Consider the following 16,148-nt stretch of genomic DNA (forward strand, 5'->3'; position numbering starts at 1 on the left):
CAATATTGAATATAACATTATCAAACAACTAATAAACATATGTCCAAACTAAGATTCAGAGTGGTAGAGAAGGCTTTCCACAAGAAGCCGGTAGAAGTGAAGGCTCCGACAGAACGCCCAAGCGAATACTTTGCTAAATACGTATTCAACCGTGAGAAAATGTTCAAATATCTCCCCAGCGGTGTGTATGCCAAACTGATTGACGTAATTGACAATGGGGCAACCCTCGACCGCGGCATCGCAAACGCCGTGGCAGACGGCATGAAGAAATGGGCCATCGAGATGGGGGTCACGCATTACACGCACTGGTTCCAGCCGCTGACCGAAGGCACAGCCGAAAAGCATGACGCTTTTGTAGAACACGACGGAAAAGGCGGCATGCTGGAAGAATTCTCCGGAAAACTGCTCGTACAGCAGGAATCCGACGGCTCGTCATTTCCTAACGGGGGAATACGCAACACGTTCGAAGCCAGAGGATACAGCGCATGGGACCCGTCGTCGCCGGTCTTTATCGTAGGCGACACGCTGTGCATCCCCACCGTATTCATCGCCTATACGGGTGAATCGCTCGACTATAAAGCTCCGCTGCTGAAAGCGCTGACAGCGGTCAACAAGGCGGCCTTGGACGTGATGCATTATTTCGACCCGTCGGTAAAGAAGATCATTTCTTACCTCGGATGGGAACAGGAATATTTTCTGGTTGACGAAGGACTCTATGCAGCCCGCCCCGACCTGCTTCTGACCGGCCGGACACTGATGGGACACGAAGCGTCAAAAAACCAGCAGCTGGAAGACCATTATTTCGGTGCCATACCCACCCGTGTGGCCGCCTTCATGAAGGATCTGGAAATCCAGGCGCTTGAGCTCGGGATTCCGGTAAAAACCCGCCATAACGAGGTAGCTCCTAACCAGTTTGAACTTGCACCGATTTATGAAGAATGCAATCTGGCTGTCGACCACAATATGCTGATCATGTCGCTGATGCGGAAAGTGGCACGCAACCACGGATTCCGCGTGCTGCTCCACGAAAAGCCGTTCAAGGGAGTCAACGGCTCGGGAAAGCATAACAACTGGTCGCTCGGAACAGACAACGGTGTCCTGCTGATGGCTCCGGGAAAGACTTCGGAAGAGAATCTCCGTTTCATCACGTTTGTCGTGAACACACTCATGGCTGTCTACCGGCACAACGGATTGCTGAAAGCGTCGATCATGAGCGCAACCAATGCTCACCGCCTGGGCGGACACGAAGCTCCCCCCGCAATCATTTCTTCTTTCCTCGGAACCCAACTGAGCAAAGTGCTCGACCATCTGGAAGCAAGCACAAACGACGACCTGCTTTCGCTGGGAGGAAAACAAGGCATGAAACTGGACATTCCGCAAATACCGGAACTTCTGATTGACAACACCGACCGCAACCGCACATCGCCGTTCGCCTTTACCGGAAACCGTTTTGAATTCCGCGCGCCTGGATCGGAAGCCAATTGCGCAAGCGCCATGATCGCGCTGAACTCAGCGGTAGCCGAACAACTGATCGAATTCAAAAAGGAAGTCGATGCACGCATTGAAGAAGGAGAGCCCAAAATTTCAGCTATCCTGCAGATTGTGCGCCGCTATATCAAAGAATGCAAACCGATCCGCTTCGACGGCAACGGATACAGCGAAGAATGGCAGGAAGAAGCTAAACGCCGCGGTTTGGACTGCGAAACAAGCTGCCCGATCATATTCGACAACTATCTGAAGCCGGAAAGCATCCGCATGTTCGAATCGACGGGAGTCATGAACCGCAAAGAGCTGGAGGCACGCAACGAAGTGAAATGGGAAATGTATACAAAGAAGATTCAGATCGAAGCGCGCGTGCTGGGCGACCTGGTCATGAACCATGTAGTGCCTGTAGCTATCGAGTACCAGACCAAACTGATAGACAACGCATACAAGATGCAGTCAATCTTCTCCAGCGAAGAAGCCAGCCAGCTGTCGGCCGAAAACCGGGCTATCATCCGGGAGATCTCTACACATACCTCTTATATAAAGAAGCATGTGGACGAAATGATAGAGGCACGCAAGGTGGCCAACCGCATTGCCTGCGAGCGTGAAAAGGCTATCGCCTACCATGATACGGTAGCTCCGATGCTTGAGCAGATCCGCTACCACATCGACAAGCTCGAACTGATTGTCGACGATCAGATGTGGACGCTCCCGAAATACCGCGAACTGCTCTTTGTGCGCTAACTGGAGGAAACAAGAGTCTGCCGCAAGAAGCTGTATCCGGAAAGCCAGAAGAATTCTTTCCCCATACAGCTTCCCGGAGGCGGCTCTCCCATAATATCAAACAACAAAAAACTACAACAGAAACAATTAAAGTCGCCTTCATCGCGTCATGGAATGGTTATATAATCTGTTTTTCGACCATACTGCCTTGCAGGCGGTCATCATCCTGTCACTCATCATCGCCATCGGGCTCGGGCTGGGAAAGCTGCGCGCTTTTGGCGTTTCGCTGGGAGTGACTTTTGTTTTTTTCACCGGCATTCTGGCCGGCCATCTGGGATTCTCCATCGACCCGCAAATGCTAAGCTATGCTGAAACCTTCGGGCTTGTGCTTTTTGTCTATTCATTAGGCTTGCAGGTAGGTCCCGGATTCTTCAGTTCTTTCAAATACGGAGGATTCCAGCTCAACATGCTTGGTCTGGGAGTAATCCTGCTCGGAACATTGGCAGCCATCGGACTGACATTCGTCACCCCGATCAGCCTGCCCGACATGGTAGGCATCCTGTGCGGAGCAACCACCAACACGCCCGCGCTCGGAGCTGCCCAGCAAACACTGAAACAATTGGGAGAACCCACCAGCGGAGCTGCCTTGAGCTGTGCTGTAACTTACCCGCTGGGTGTAGTAGGCGTCATTCTTGCCATCATCCTGGTAAAGAAGCTGTTTGTCCGGCCCGCCGACATGGAAGTACACGAACACGACGACCCGAACCATACGTACATCGCCACATTTCAGGTACATAACCCTGCCATATTCAACAAAAGCATCCATGACATCGCCCATACAGGCTATCCAAAGTTTGTCATATCCCGGCTGTGGAGAGATGGGAACGTATCTATCCCCACATCAGAAAAAATACTGAAAGAGAACGACCGGCTGCTGGTCATAACAACAGAAAAAGACGCTCCCTCACTGACCATTCTTTTCGGCGAACAGGAAAACCGGGACTGGAATAAAGAAGACATCGACTGGAATGCCATCGACAGCAAGCTGGTGTCAAGGCACATTGTCATATCCCGCCCTGAAATAAACGGGAAGAAATTAGGCGCGCTCAGGCTGCGCAACACTTACGGAATCAACATCAGCCGGGTGCTCCGCAGCGGCGTACAGCTGCTTGCCACCCCGGGACTCGTGCTCCAGTTGGGCGACCGGCTTACGGTAGTGGGTGAAGCCGCTGCCATCCAGAACGTGGAGAAAGTGCTAGGCAATACAGTGAAAACGCTGAAAGATCCGAATCTGGCCTCCATTTTCATCGGAATCATCCTCGGACTGGTAATCGGAGCCATCCCCATCGCCATACCGGGAATCAGCTCGCCCGTAAAACTCGGAATGGCGGGAGGTCCCATCGTGATGGGCATTCTTATCGGCGCGTACGGTCCACGCCTGCATCTGGTCACCTACACCACACGCAGCGCAAACCTGATGCTCCGGGGAATCGGGCTTTCGCTCTACCTCGCCTGCCTGGGACTGGATGCAGGAGCACATTTCTTTGAAACGGTGATGCGCCCCGAAGGTGCCCTGTGGATAGGGACAGGCTTCGTGATAACCTTCGTGCCGGTAGTCATCATGGCCCTTATCGCCTTGAGGTTCTGCCATCAGGACTTCGGAAACACCTGCGGAATGCTGTGCGGAAGCATGGCCAACCCAATGGCACTCAACTATGCGAACGACATTATCACCAACGACAATCCGTCGGTAAGCTATGCCACCGTGTATCCGCTGGGAATGTTCCTTCGCGTAATCATCGCCCAGCTCATCCTCATGCTTTTTCTATAGCCCATCGGCTACAAGAAAGGCTCAAGAAGAAAAAGCCCGCACGGGACCACCCAACAAAACGAAATGACGACATTGTTTTTAAAGACAAAGTTTTTATCTTTGTAACAATGAAATGACAAAAAAGATCTGCTATGAAAGATTATAAACAAATAACAACGGAAACGATCAGGCAGGACAGCCGCTATCTGGACCTGCTGTCGCATAATTTCCCGACAATCGCCGACGCCAGCACGGAAATCATCAACCTGGAGGCCATACTGAACCTGCCGAAAGGGACCGAACATTTTCTGGCTGACCTTCACGGAGAATACGAGGCGTTCCAGCATGTGCTGCGCAATGCATCCGGCTCCATCAAACGGAAAGTGAACGAAATATTCGGAAACACGCTGCGCGAAATGGAAAAGAAGGAGCTTTGCACGCTGATCTATTATCCGGAACAGAAGCTGCAGCTCGTCAAGGAAAAAGAAACCGACCTGGAGGACTGGTACGTGATCACACTGAACCAACTGGTGAAGGTGTGCCAGAATGTGTCGTCAAAATACACCCGCTCGAAAGTGAGAAAAGCACTCCCGAAAGAGTTCTCCTACATCATCCAAGAACTGCTGCACGAAAGCAGCATGGACCCCAACAAGCAGGCATACATCAATGTCATCATCAGCACCATCATCGACACAGACCGTGCAGATGATTTCATCACCGCGCTCTGCAAGCTGATCCAGCGGCTCACCATCGACTCGCTGCATATTCTGGGCGACATATTCGACCGCGGACCGGGACCGCACATCATCATGGACACCCTGTGCAACTACCATAATTTCGACATCCAATGGGGGAACCATGACATTCTCTGGATGGGAGCCGCGGCAGGAAACGACTGCAACATTGCCAACGTGCTGCGCATGGCCATGCGATACGGCAACCTTTCGGCCATTGAAGACGGATACGGCATCAACCTGCTTCCGCTCGCCACATTTGCCATGGAAACGTATGCCGACGACCCGTGCGAATTTTTCCAGCCGAAGATAGACAAAGCTTCAAGCCCTTATACGGAAAAAACCATCCGGCTCATCGCCCAGATGCACAAGGCCATCACCGTTATCCAGCTTAAGCTGGAGGCGGAAACCATCAAACGCCGCCCGGAATTTGAAATGGAAGACCGGCTGCTGCTTCACCACATCGACTTCAAGAAGAAAGCATTCACCCTCGGCGGAAAAGATTATGAAATGCGCGACTGCTATTTCCCTACCGTAAATCCGGAAGACCCTTACCGCCTGACTGAAGAAGAACAGGAGATCGTGTCGAAACTGCACCATTCGTTTGTCAGCAGCGAGAAACTCAAAAAGCACATGAAATGCCTGTTCCGCTACGGCTGCATGTATAATGTCTGCAATTCAAACCTGCTTTTCCACGCTTCCATGCCGCTCAACGAAGACGGTACGCTGAAAGAGGTGGAAATCCTGGGAGAAAAATACAAGGGAAGAAACCTGCTCGAACGCGTGGGACAGCTCATCCGGACAGCCTATTTCGCCGAAAACGACAATCCGGAGAAAGACTTCGCCGTAGATTTCGTATGGTATCTGTGGTGCGGAAAAAACTCGCCAGCCTTCGACAAGAGCAAGATGGCGACCTTTGAGCGCTATTTCCTTACAGACAAGGAAACGCACAGGGAAATAAAGGGACATTACTACGAACTGCGTGACCGTGAAGACATCTGCGACATGATCATGGATGAATTCGGCGTGGAGGGAGAGCACCGGCATATCATCAACGGGCATGTGCCTGTAAAGGCGGTGAAAGGAGAAAAGCCAATCAAGGCAAACGGAAAGCTGATGGTCATCGACGGCGGCTTCTCGAAAGCTTACCAGCCGGAAACCGGAATTGCAGGCTATACACTGGTATACCACTCGCGCGGCTTCGAACTGGTGCAGCATGAACCGTTCACCTCTACCCAGAAGGCGATAGAAGAAGGCATTGACATCAAGTCGACCACACAGATCGTCGAGCTGAGTTCCAAGCGGATGATGGTGAAAGACACAGACAAGGGGAAGGAACTGATGGTTCAGATCAACGATCTGAAGAAGCTTCTTCTGGCCTACCAGAACGGACTGATGAAAGAAAGAGCGGTCTGAAAAACCTTTTTCACTGACCTTGCTTCAACTTAAGAAACTGTTTTGAATTTATCGTGTGCTGATTTGGGATGAGTTTTTGAGGCATTTCCGTTTGTGTGATGAGGAAGATAGCGGGCTATCTGACGAAGAACAGAAGCGGAAAAAGACCAAAAAATAGCCCAAAGCACACACGAAAACGAACACATCAAGCCAAGAAAAACTTTTTGGAGAAATTCAAAACAGTTTCTAAGCCGTACAATAAAAAAAATGACCCGTCATTCAACAAAGGATGACGGGTTATTTTATGTAAGATGACGAATAATTTTACATCGGATGAGCCGACATTTTTTTCAGCAGGCGGAAAGGCTTCAGAAAATCAGACAAGACGGTTAGTCGCCGTATCGGGAAAAACGACCGTGGGACTGAAATGCTTCGCCTCTTCAAAGTCCATCAGCGCATATGACATGATAATCACCACATCGCCTACCTGAACCTTGCGGGCAGCGGCACCGTTCAGACAAATGCATCCCGAACCGCGTTCTCCCTTGATGATGTAAGTTTCAAAACGCTCTCCGTTGTTGTTGTCTACAATCTGGACTTTCTCCCCCTGTATCATGTTGGCGGCATCCATCAAGTCTTCGTCAATGGTTATGCTCCCCATATAATTCAGATTGGCCTCAGTCACGGTTACACAATGCAGCTTGGACTTCAATACCTCAATCATCATGACTCAATCATTCCTTATATTTATACTTTATATTGTCTATCAGACGGACATCACCGCAGAACACTGTGATGCAGCCTACGATATAGTCGCTCTCATCCCATGCACGCACCGGCTGCAAAGTGTTTCCGTCGACTATCTCAAAATACTCAAGGCGCAGGCCTTCGGCGCGTCCGATAGAATCTTCGACAAACCGCTTCGTTTCAGACAGCACATGAGTTTTCCCATAGTCCACACTCGTAAACAAAGCCTTCGAGATCTGCACAGCCTGCCTGCGCTGCACTGAATCAAGGCGGGCGTTACGGCTGCTCAGAGCCAGCCCGTCGTCCTCGCGCACAATCGGACAACCCACAATCTGCAGATCAAAGGGATACTTGCGCACCATTTCACGCACAATCGCCAGCTGCTGGAAGTCCTTTTCTCCGAAGTAGGCGCGGGTCGGCTCCACAATCAGGAAAAGCTTGCTCACAATCTGGCAAACTCCGTTAAAATGTCCGGGACGATACTTCCCTTCCATCACCGTATCCAAAGGAGGATAACTGAACGTTCTTGTATCAGGTTCCGGATAGATTTCTTCTACAGAAGGAGCGAACACATAAGCGGCTCCACAGGCTTCAAGCAGCTTGCAGTCGGCATCCAGCGTACGGGGATATTTCAACAAATCATTCTTGTCGTTAAACTGAGTAGGATTGACAAAATCGCTGACAACCACCACGTCATTTTCGGCAACAGCGCGTTTCACCAATGAAGCGTGACCTGCATGCAAAGCTCCCATCGTCGGAACCAGACCTATGGTCTTTCCCTCTTTGCGCAAAGGTTCCAATTCGGCACGAAGCGCATTAATCGTTTGAACTAACTTCATCTCAATCTTCAATTTTTAATCGTAGATTATAAAAAACGGCTGCAAAGTAACGATTTATTTGTCAGATAAAGAAACAGAAATCAATATTTCTTTCGCCCCAAACCGTCAAAATGCGCATTTTAACGGCAAAGCGGCACAGCTGAAATAAGTTACTAATCAACACATTAACATACTATAAGGAATAATTAGCCGGCCGATAAGGCGAATTTACACCAATTTTTCGTATTTTTGCAACACTTATTTTTGAGTAAGCAGAAAACAATATGAGTGCAAAAAAAGTTTTATTCATCACACAAGAAATTACTCCGTACGTACCAGAAAGCGAATTGGCAACCATCGGGCAGAATCTGCCTCAGGCAATCCAGGAAAAAGGATGCGAAATCAGAACTTTTATGCCCAAATGGGGAATCATCAATGAACGGCGAAACCAGCTGCACGAAGTGATCCGCCTTTCAGGAATGAACCTGATCATTGACGACACCGACCATCCGCTGATTATCAAGGTCGCTTCCATTCAGGCCGCAAGACGCCAGGTATACTTCATCGACAACGATGATTATTTCCAGCACCGGCTGATGACTTCCGATGAAAACGGAAACGACTACGAAGACAACGGCGAACGCGCGATCTTTTATGCAAGAGGCGTACTGGAAACAGTCAAGAAACTGCGCTGGTGTCCGGATCTGATTCATTGCCACGGATGGATGACCGCAATGGTGCCTCTCTATATCAAAAAAGCTTATTATGACGAACCGTCATTCCGTGACTCAAAAGTAGTATATTCGGTTTATGGAGAAGGATTCAAGTCAACCTTGGACCCCAACTTCACCAGCCAGCTCTTACTCAAGGAAATCACACCCGATGATGTAAACATGATAAAGACTCCCGTCGATTTTGAGAATCTCAACAAACTGGCGGTAGCCTATTCTGACGGTGTAATACAAAACAGCGAAACAGTGAACACGAATGTGACAGACTACGCACGCAGCCTGAACATTCCAGTATTAGATTATCAGCAGCCCGACAAGCTGGCAGATGCCTGCGACGCATTCTACGACCGGATTCTGGCGGGAACTGAAAACAAATAAAAAACGAACGAAAATGAAACTCAAGTACCTGGCAGCAGCATGCTTGGCTGCCGCCATCTATAGCTGCGACGACACAACCACGGGAGTAGGCGACTTTCTAGCCAACACAGACGAAATAAACGCCTACTCAATGACGTTTGAAGCTACAACCAAAACAATCAAATACACCGACATCAATCCGAACGGCATTTATTCGCGAACCAACAGTGCCTATCTGGGAAAGTTCACGGATGCGGATTTCGGAACGTTCAGCGCAGACTTCATTACGCAAATCAACTGCCCGGAAGGATTTACGTTTCCTGAAACGATGCAGAGCATCCAAAGTGCTTCGCTGGGACTTTATTATGCAAGCTACTACGGGGACTCGCTGGCCCCGATGCGTGTAAGAGTTGACTTGCTGGATACGCCCATCGACGATGACGGAAGCGACATGAGCCTGTATTACACGACATACGATCCCACAAAGTACTATAACGAGGAAGCCGAGCCGCTGGCGGAAAAAGACTACACAGCATACGACGTTGCGGTAGGCGACTCGCTCAAATCAGAAACGGGATACAATACGGTTTCCATCAGTCTGCCTGAATCATTCAGCCAGGACATCCAGAAGAAATACGAAGAAAACAAAGACTATTTCAAGGATGCATACTCATTCATACACAATGTGCTCCCCGGATTTTACGTACATACCACACAGGGAGAAGGATCCATCCTTTACATTCAGGATATCTGGCTGCATCTGAACATCGAATATCTCATCGAAAGTTCATCGGGCAGCGTCGACTCTACCGTCTATACGCAGATTCCGTTTGCCGCAACAAACGAGGTATATATGTCTACAAGGCTGGAGAACTCGGACAACGCATTCGACAAGCAAATGAGCGACAAGGAACATACGTATCTGAAAACTCCTGTCGGACTGCTGACGGAGGTTAAGCTCCCGCTGGAAGAAATGTACGCGGAACTGGGAAAAGATACGCTGAACTCGGTGTCAATCTCTTTCACCAAGATGAAGGAGGTCAGCGACAACTCCAGCAAGAACCCTTACAAGATGGGAGTCCCCCAATATCTGCTGCTCCTGCGCAAGAGCGAGGTTAATGAGTTCTTTGAACAGAACAAGACTTACGACAGCCAGACTTCGTTCCTCGCTTCATACAGCAGCACGACCAACTCGTATACTTTCTCACAACTGAACCGCCTCATCAGCCAGATCTTCAGCGAAATGAGAACGCAGGAAGAGCCGGCTGAAGGATGGGACGAGCACAATGCGCTTGTTCTCATTCCGGTAAAGACAGAAACGGACTCCCAAAGCAACATCATCGGACTCTCGCATGACCTGGAAGTTAACTCTGCCCGCCTGGTAGGAGGAGAAAACGGTGACAAACTGAAAATAGAAGTCATCTATACACGTCCGGCAATTTCGGAATAAACAACAGAGGCGAATCCGTTTCCGGATCCGCCTGCACTTCCGCTCATTCAAGATATTCTGAACACAGGATCACGAGCCATAGAATATGCACTTACGCAGCCATTCGATGCACATCGTGATTCTGTGTTCTGTTTTTCTGCCTTCCTAAATCATGCACAAAGCTCCGGAACCAAAAGAAATCCGAACCCACGCACTGCGTGAATCCGGATTTCTTCCTGCGCCTTTCCTTTAAGTTTATCAATGGTTGTAGGCCGACTCTCCATGTTCGTAAATGTCAAGTCCCTCCTCTTCTACACGCTTGTCTACACGAAGGCCGACTGTCGAGTCAACAAGCTTAAACAAAATGTAAGTCACTACAGCACTGAACACAACCGATACCGCTGTAGCCAGAATCTGTACCCACAACTGATGCCAGTCGCCGTAAAGTGCTCCCTGCACTCCGTCGTCACCGGTAATAAAGCGGGTGGCAAACACACCGGTCAATATTGAGCCGACAATACCTCCGATCCCATGCACGCCAAAGGCATCGAGCGCATCATCATATTTGAATCTAGGCTTGATTACGGCTACCATAAAGAAACAGATGACAGGCGTGACAATACCTATGCAGAATGCACCAAGCAGACCGACAGTTCCTGCCGCAGGAGTAATCGCGACAAGTCCGGCAACGGCACCGGTACACGCACCGATTGTGGTAGGCTTCTTGTTGCATATCCAGTCGACAACCATCCATGTGATCGCCGCTACGGCAGTAGCTACATGAGTAACCAAAAATGCATTGGCAGCCAATCCGTCGGCAGCCAGGCCGCTGCCCGCATTGAAGCCAAACCATCCCAGCCACAGGAAAGAAGTGCCCATAAAGACAAAAGTCACATTGTGCGGAGTTATGGGATGGCCAATGCGATAATCCATACGCTTTCCCAGCATAACAGCCATAACCAGCGCCGAAATTCCGGCATTGATATGCACCACTGTCCCTCCGGCAAAATCAATGGCACCCATCTGCTGCAGGAATCCTCCACCCCACACCCAATGTGCCATAGGGAAATAAGCCAGAATCACCCACAACGTAATGAACAGAATATAACCTGAGAACTTGATGCGCTCGGCAAATGCACCCAATATCAAAGCCGGAGTGATGATGGCAAACATGCACTGGAACATCACGAACGTCAGTTCGGGAATGTTTCCGGCTGTCAGCGTATGTATCGAGATTCCGCTAAGAAAAGCCTTGTCAAAACCTCCTATCAGAAACGCCAGCGGATTGCCCGATTCGGAGAAACTGGTATCAAATGCCCAACTGTAGCCGAAAGCAATCCAAAGAATGCTGACCACCCCGACAATAAACAAGGTCTGCATGATTATGCTCAGCACATTCTTCTGACGGACCAGACCTCCGTAAAACAAGGCAATTCCTGGAATGCTCATCAGCAGCACCAGCAAAGAAGAGGTCAGAATCCAGGCAGTATTACCGCTGTCGAGCACAGGCGCTTCTGTCTGGGCAGAAACCTCAGGAACAAGACAAAACATGAAAATAAGCATAAGAGCAGCCGCCTTTACCGCAGCAAAGGTCTTTCTAACATATCCAGCCATAATGTAATCTCGTTTTAAAGTTATTGTATTCGTATTGTATTTATTTTTCTTGCTCTGCGTTGTAAAGAGCTATATCTCCCCTTTCCCCTGTGCGGATGCGTATCGCATCTTCAACAGGGATAACAAAAATTCTTCCGTCGCCTATTTCACCCGTTTGGGCAGCCTTCAATATGGCCTGGACTGTTTTTTCCACATTCTTTTCACGTACGACAATCGAAAGCAGAATGCGTTCTATCGAACTGGTGTCATAGACAACGCCACGGTATATACGACCTTCACGGGTCTTGCCGACACCTCTCACATCATAATAAGAAAACCATTCAATGTCAGCTTCCAGCAGGGCAGCCTTCACATCGTCAAATCTGGTTCTTCTGATAATAGCTTCAATCTTTTTCATAAATGCTGTTGTATTTGTATTTTGTAATTATAGTTTTGCGCTAAGTTAATCCTGTATCTTTTTACCCTGAAACTAAACTTTTATCCTAGAAACCTTAAAAACTCAAACCGGCCACAAAATGCGCCCCTTCCGTCGCCGGATTCCAGACAAGCTGGGCGAAAACAGGAAGAGTCCACGAAGGAGTGATCTGCAATTCTTTTTCAACGGTTATGCCAACCTCGCAAACAGCAAAACCGTTTACCATGGCTTTTGAATATTCCGAGTTGCCACCGCCCGCATAAAAATCATTCTCCCACGGAGTAGCGCCAACAGTTGCCACCCAGTTCAGTCCGCCCAACTTGAAAGGCGCCGAAACCGACATATAAGAAGCATAGGCTTTCTTGCCGTCAGACTTATAGCCAACATTGCCCGCAAAGTTCGTATACCAGTTAAATGCAAGCAAACCGAAATCATACCCTACCTGAGCTTCGAACGTATGGTTGGTATTATGACTCCCGTAATGGAAATAACCGGGTCCGCCATTAAACCAATAATCCGTCACAGAAACGCTGAATCCGCCCGCTTCGTATCCCAAAGTCAAATCCAGTTCTTTCGTGTCCGTTTTCTCAAAACCAACAGATCCCCAGGCAGACAGCGAGAGGCCTTTATAGCCAATAGCCAAGGAAGGCTGTACGCTTATATTGCCCAAATCCTGCCCGCGCCAGATGTAATTGCTCACCAGATCAAAGCCGACTTCTGCCTCAACCTTATCCTGCGCCAAAACAACTCCGGGAAATGCCGTCGCTATCGCCAACGGCAAGATACCTTTTTGAAACAATCCTTTCATCTTTTTTTCATTTAGTTTGTTTATAAATCACCAAAGCATATCCGGATAATCATCTCCAACAATCTGAAAGCAAAATTATCACATTTTATATATGCGCCCTGTCATAATTGCCTTTTTTTGGTAAAAAAGCGAAGCATTCTTTCATATTAAAACAATAAATGCAGCCAATATTACAAATCAACGCAAAAACATCTGCATAAGATTCAATACGAAAGAATAAGAAATAATACAAAATAACACGATAACGCATATTTAAGTATCAAACAAACACAATATACACAAAAACACAAGACAAATGCAATCAGATAAACAAAATCACAATCATTAAAGAAAGGCAATAAAAAAGGCTCCTTGCCTGTTTTCCCATACAGGGATAAGCAAGGAGCCCTTCACTTAATATGAATCTAAAGAAGGAATTCTATTCTTCTTTCTTTGCAGTCTTGGCAGCAGTCTTTCTTGCAGGAGCTTTCTTGGCAGCAGGCTTTTCTTTCACCTCTTTCTTCAACTCCTCTTGAAGTTTTTTCACCTCATCAGTCAACTGAACCAGTTCCTGCTCCTGATTATGGATTGTTGTCAGCAAAGAGTTCAACTCTTCATCTTCCATATCAACCGGATACAAAGCATTCACACGCCCGATAAAGTCGCCGAGAATATTCATATAGTTCGTGAAAGCATCATACGGAGAATCATAAATGCCGCGGTTAAAGCCAACTTCCATATTCTTGGTTGTCATGAAACGGAAATTATTGCTTGCCTGCAAATAATCCCAGTCCTGCTTAATGCGGCGGTCGGAGCAGAGATAAACACGCTCAGCCACACTGTACAGCTTGTTGAAAGCTTCACGCTGCATCACGTTACCCAGCCACGGGCTGATATCACGTTCTTCATCAGTCCATGACATCGGATAAGGAACATCCACCATATCCACAGACTTCAGCTTGGTTACGATCTCAGTCGGAGTAGAGAAAGTAATGCCTTTCTGCTTTGCGCAAGCCGGAAGTGCCTTCAGGAACTCCAGAATGTTGGAAGACAGCGGCTGATAAATACCCAAAGCCGAAAGTTCCATAAAGATATTGATAACCTGTTCGTTCTCCGGCAAAGAAGCAATCCAGTCAATATACTTGTCAGCAAACAGCGGATATTCGCTCCACTCCGTATTTGAAAAACGCAGGCTGATATCATCCGAAAGCTTGAAATCGCGCAACAAAAGCTTCAGATTCGGATTCTCAGCGCAATGATACAGATAATGCGGGCTCTTCCAGCCAAGGACATGCTTTGCGCCTTCTGCCAGCATGCCTTTGAATCCCATTCCAGCAACAATGCCACCGATTTCATTATCATAAAGCAGACTTGAGTTGCGGAAAACTTTCGGATCCTGTCCAAAATAGTCTTTCACCTTCTGGCGCATGCGGTTCACTTCTTCACGGAAGCAGTCTTCGTTCTTCAAAGAAGACAAGCCATGAGAATAAGGTTCACACAAAAATTCGCAGCATCCTGTATCGTTCAGTTCATGAAGCAGCTCGATTACAGCAGGAGCATGAATTTCCAGCTGTTCCAGAGCCACGCCCGAAATGGAAAGAGCCACCTTAAAAGCTCCTTCATTGGCCTTGGCCATTTCAATCAGCGTTTTCAATGCCGGAATATAAGAACGTTCGGCAACGTCGTTCATCCCTTGCTCATTCGCATAATCATCATAATAATAATGATCTGTGCCGATTTCAAAGAAACGGTAACGTTTCAGATGAATGATTTGGTGTATTTCAAAGTAAAGACAGATTGTTTTCATACTGATTCAGTTTGTTTGTTATTTTCCATAATTGTTTAAGACCTGTTCGTAAAGATTGCGGATTCTGACTCCCACTTTCTCCCATACGATACCATCGACTTCTTTCTTGCCTTCGTCACGCAGATACTCATACAAAGACTCGTTGGTACAGATTGAATGAATGGCATCAGCCATCGCATGTATATCCCAATAATCAGTCTTGATACATTTAGTAAGAATTTCAGCACAACCCGACTGTTTGGAAATGATTGTCGGCACGCTGCACTGCATGGCTTCAAGCGGCGAGATGCCAAAAGGTTCGGAAACAGACGGCATAATATACACATCGCTTGCTTTCAGCACTTCGTACACCTGCTTTCCTTTCATGAATCCGGGGAAATGAAAACGGTCTGCTATGCCCCGTTCTGCGACCAGACGGATCATCGCATTCATCATATCACCGCTTCCTGCCATCACAAAACGCACGTGGCGAGCGCGTTTCAACACCATAGAAGCAGCCTCCACAAAGTACTCAGGTCCTTTCTGCATGGTTATGCGCCCCAGGAAAGTAACAAGCTTTTCGTTCGGATTCTTTTTGGGAACAATTTCCTGAATCTCCTTAGACAACGGCGACACGGCATTGTGCACGGTAAACACCTTGCGCGGATCCTGATAATATTTGTTGATTACAGTCTGGCGCGTAAGCTCACTTACACACATGATGCAGTCAGCATGGTCCATCCCGTTCTTCTCTATAGAGTAGACTGTCGGATTCACATTGCCGCGGCTGCGGTCAAAGTCTGTTGCATGCACATGAATCACCAAAGGTTTCCCCGACACCTGCTTTGCGTGGATGCCGGCCGGATAAGTAAGCCAGTCATGCGAATGAATGATGTCAAAGCTCTGCTGGCGGGCAACGACTCCTGCTACAATCGAATAGTTGTTGATCTCTTCATGCAGGTTGTCCGGATATCTTCCCGAAAATTCCAGACAGCCCAGATCGTTTGTATGCATATAGTTGAAATCAGCATAGATATGGTCACGCAAATCGTAGTAGAGCTGCGGATCCATGTAGCCGCCTATACGGCTTTTCACATAATCCCACTGCACGTCCCTCCATACGATAGGCACACTGTTCATGCCGATAATTTTCAAAAAACTCTGGTCTTCGTCACCCCACGGCTTCGGAATGCAGAAAGTGATCTCCATGTCCGACTGCTGCGCCAGTCCATGAGTAAGGCCATAACTTGCGGTACCTAAACCTCCCAAGATATGAGGAGGAAATTCCCATCCAAACATTAAAACTTTCATATAGCT

The 16,148-nt window shown here is 48.1% G+C and carries 12 protein-coding genes; 5 read left to right on the top strand and 7 right to left on the bottom strand.

The annotated features are described in order from the left end of the window. Nucleotides 1-39 precede the first annotated feature (39 nt). From NW212_RS10030 to NW212_RS10040, 3 genes are all read left to right on the top strand, one after another. Nucleotides 40-2,229 carry a glutamine synthetase III gene (locus NW212_RS10030; RefSeq protein WP_258338509.1) on the top strand — a complete coding sequence of 730 codons (2,190 nt, stop codon included), beginning with the start codon at nt 40-42 and terminating at the stop codon, nt 2,227-2,229. A gap of 148 nt (nt 2,230-2,377) precedes the next feature. Then, nucleotides 2,378-4,039, top strand: a complete 1,662-nt coding sequence (locus NW212_RS10035; protein ID WP_258338510.1) for a putative transporter — start codon at nt 2,378-2,380, stop codon at nt 4,037-4,039. Nucleotides 4,040-4,170: 131 nt separating this feature from the next. After that, nucleotides 4,171-6,168: a fructose-1,6-bisphosphatase gene (locus NW212_RS10040; protein WP_258338511.1), complete on the top strand. Its 1,998-nt coding sequence runs from the start codon at nt 4,171-4,173 to the stop codon at nt 6,166-6,168. A gap of 355 nt (nt 6,169-6,523) precedes the next feature. Here the strand turns inward: NW212_RS10040 and panD are convergent, their stop codons facing one another. Both panD and panC read right to left on the bottom strand, forming a co-directional pair. Further along, nucleotides 6,524-6,874, bottom strand: coding sequence for an aspartate 1-decarboxylase (panD, locus tag NW212_RS10045; RefSeq protein ID WP_258338512.1), 351 nt, complete (start codon nt 6,872-6,874; stop codon nt 6,524-6,526). A 7-nt stretch (nt 6,875-6,881) separates the two neighbouring features. Further along, nucleotides 6,882-7,733, bottom strand: coding sequence for a pantoate--beta-alanine ligase (gene panC / locus NW212_RS10050; RefSeq protein ID WP_258338513.1), 852 nt, complete (start codon nt 7,731-7,733; stop codon nt 6,882-6,884). A 263-nt stretch (nt 7,734-7,996) separates the two neighbouring features. Between panC and NW212_RS10055 the strand changes: the two genes are divergently transcribed. Both NW212_RS10055 and NW212_RS10060 read left to right on the top strand, forming a co-directional pair. After that, a complete protein-coding gene (locus tag NW212_RS10055; protein WP_258338514.1) occupies nt 7,997-8,821 on the top strand; it encodes a glycogen/starch synthase in 825 nt (274 codons plus the stop codon). Between the two features lie 13 nt (nt 8,822-8,834). After that, nucleotides 8,835-10,250 (top strand): DUF4270 domain-containing protein, encoded by a 1,416-nt coding sequence (locus tag NW212_RS10060; RefSeq protein WP_258338515.1) that lies wholly within the window; start codon nt 8,835-8,837, stop codon nt 10,248-10,250. 237 nt (nt 10,251-10,487) lie between these two features. On the opposite strand, the gene NW212_RS10065 is transcribed toward NW212_RS10060, so the two are convergent. From NW212_RS10065 to NW212_RS10085, 5 genes are all read right to left on the bottom strand, one after another. Beyond that, the gene (locus tag NW212_RS10065) at nt 10,488-11,792 is read right to left on the bottom strand and encodes an ammonium transporter (RefSeq protein ID WP_258338546.1); all 1,305 of its coding nucleotides are present in this window, start codon (nt 11,790-11,792) and stop codon (nt 10,488-10,490) included. 91 nt (nt 11,793-11,883) lie between these two features. Next, complete coding sequence (locus tag NW212_RS10070; protein WP_258338516.1) at nt 11,884-12,240, bottom strand: P-II family nitrogen regulator; 357 nt, start codon at nt 12,238-12,240, stop codon at nt 11,884-11,886. Between the two features lie 94 nt (nt 12,241-12,334). Continuing rightward, nucleotides 12,335-13,066, bottom strand: a complete 732-nt coding sequence (locus NW212_RS10075; protein ID WP_258338517.1) for a hypothetical protein — start codon at nt 13,064-13,066, stop codon at nt 12,335-12,337. Nucleotides 13,067-13,484: 418 nt separating this feature from the next. Then, entirely contained in the window at nt 13,485-14,852 is a 1,368-nt protein-coding gene (locus NW212_RS10080; protein WP_258338518.1) for a glycoside hydrolase family 57 protein, read from the bottom strand. A gap of 18 nt (nt 14,853-14,870) precedes the next feature. Beyond that, complete coding sequence (locus tag NW212_RS10085) at nt 14,871-16,142, bottom strand: glycosyltransferase family 4 protein (protein ID WP_258338519.1); 1,272 nt, start codon at nt 16,140-16,142, stop codon at nt 14,871-14,873. Nucleotides 16,143-16,148: the final 6 nt, after the last annotated feature.

This window comes from Bacteroides sp. ET225, assembly GCF_024733745.1.
GTDB lineage: Bacteria > Bacteroidota > Bacteroidia > Bacteroidales > Bacteroidaceae > Phocaeicola > Phocaeicola excrementipullorum.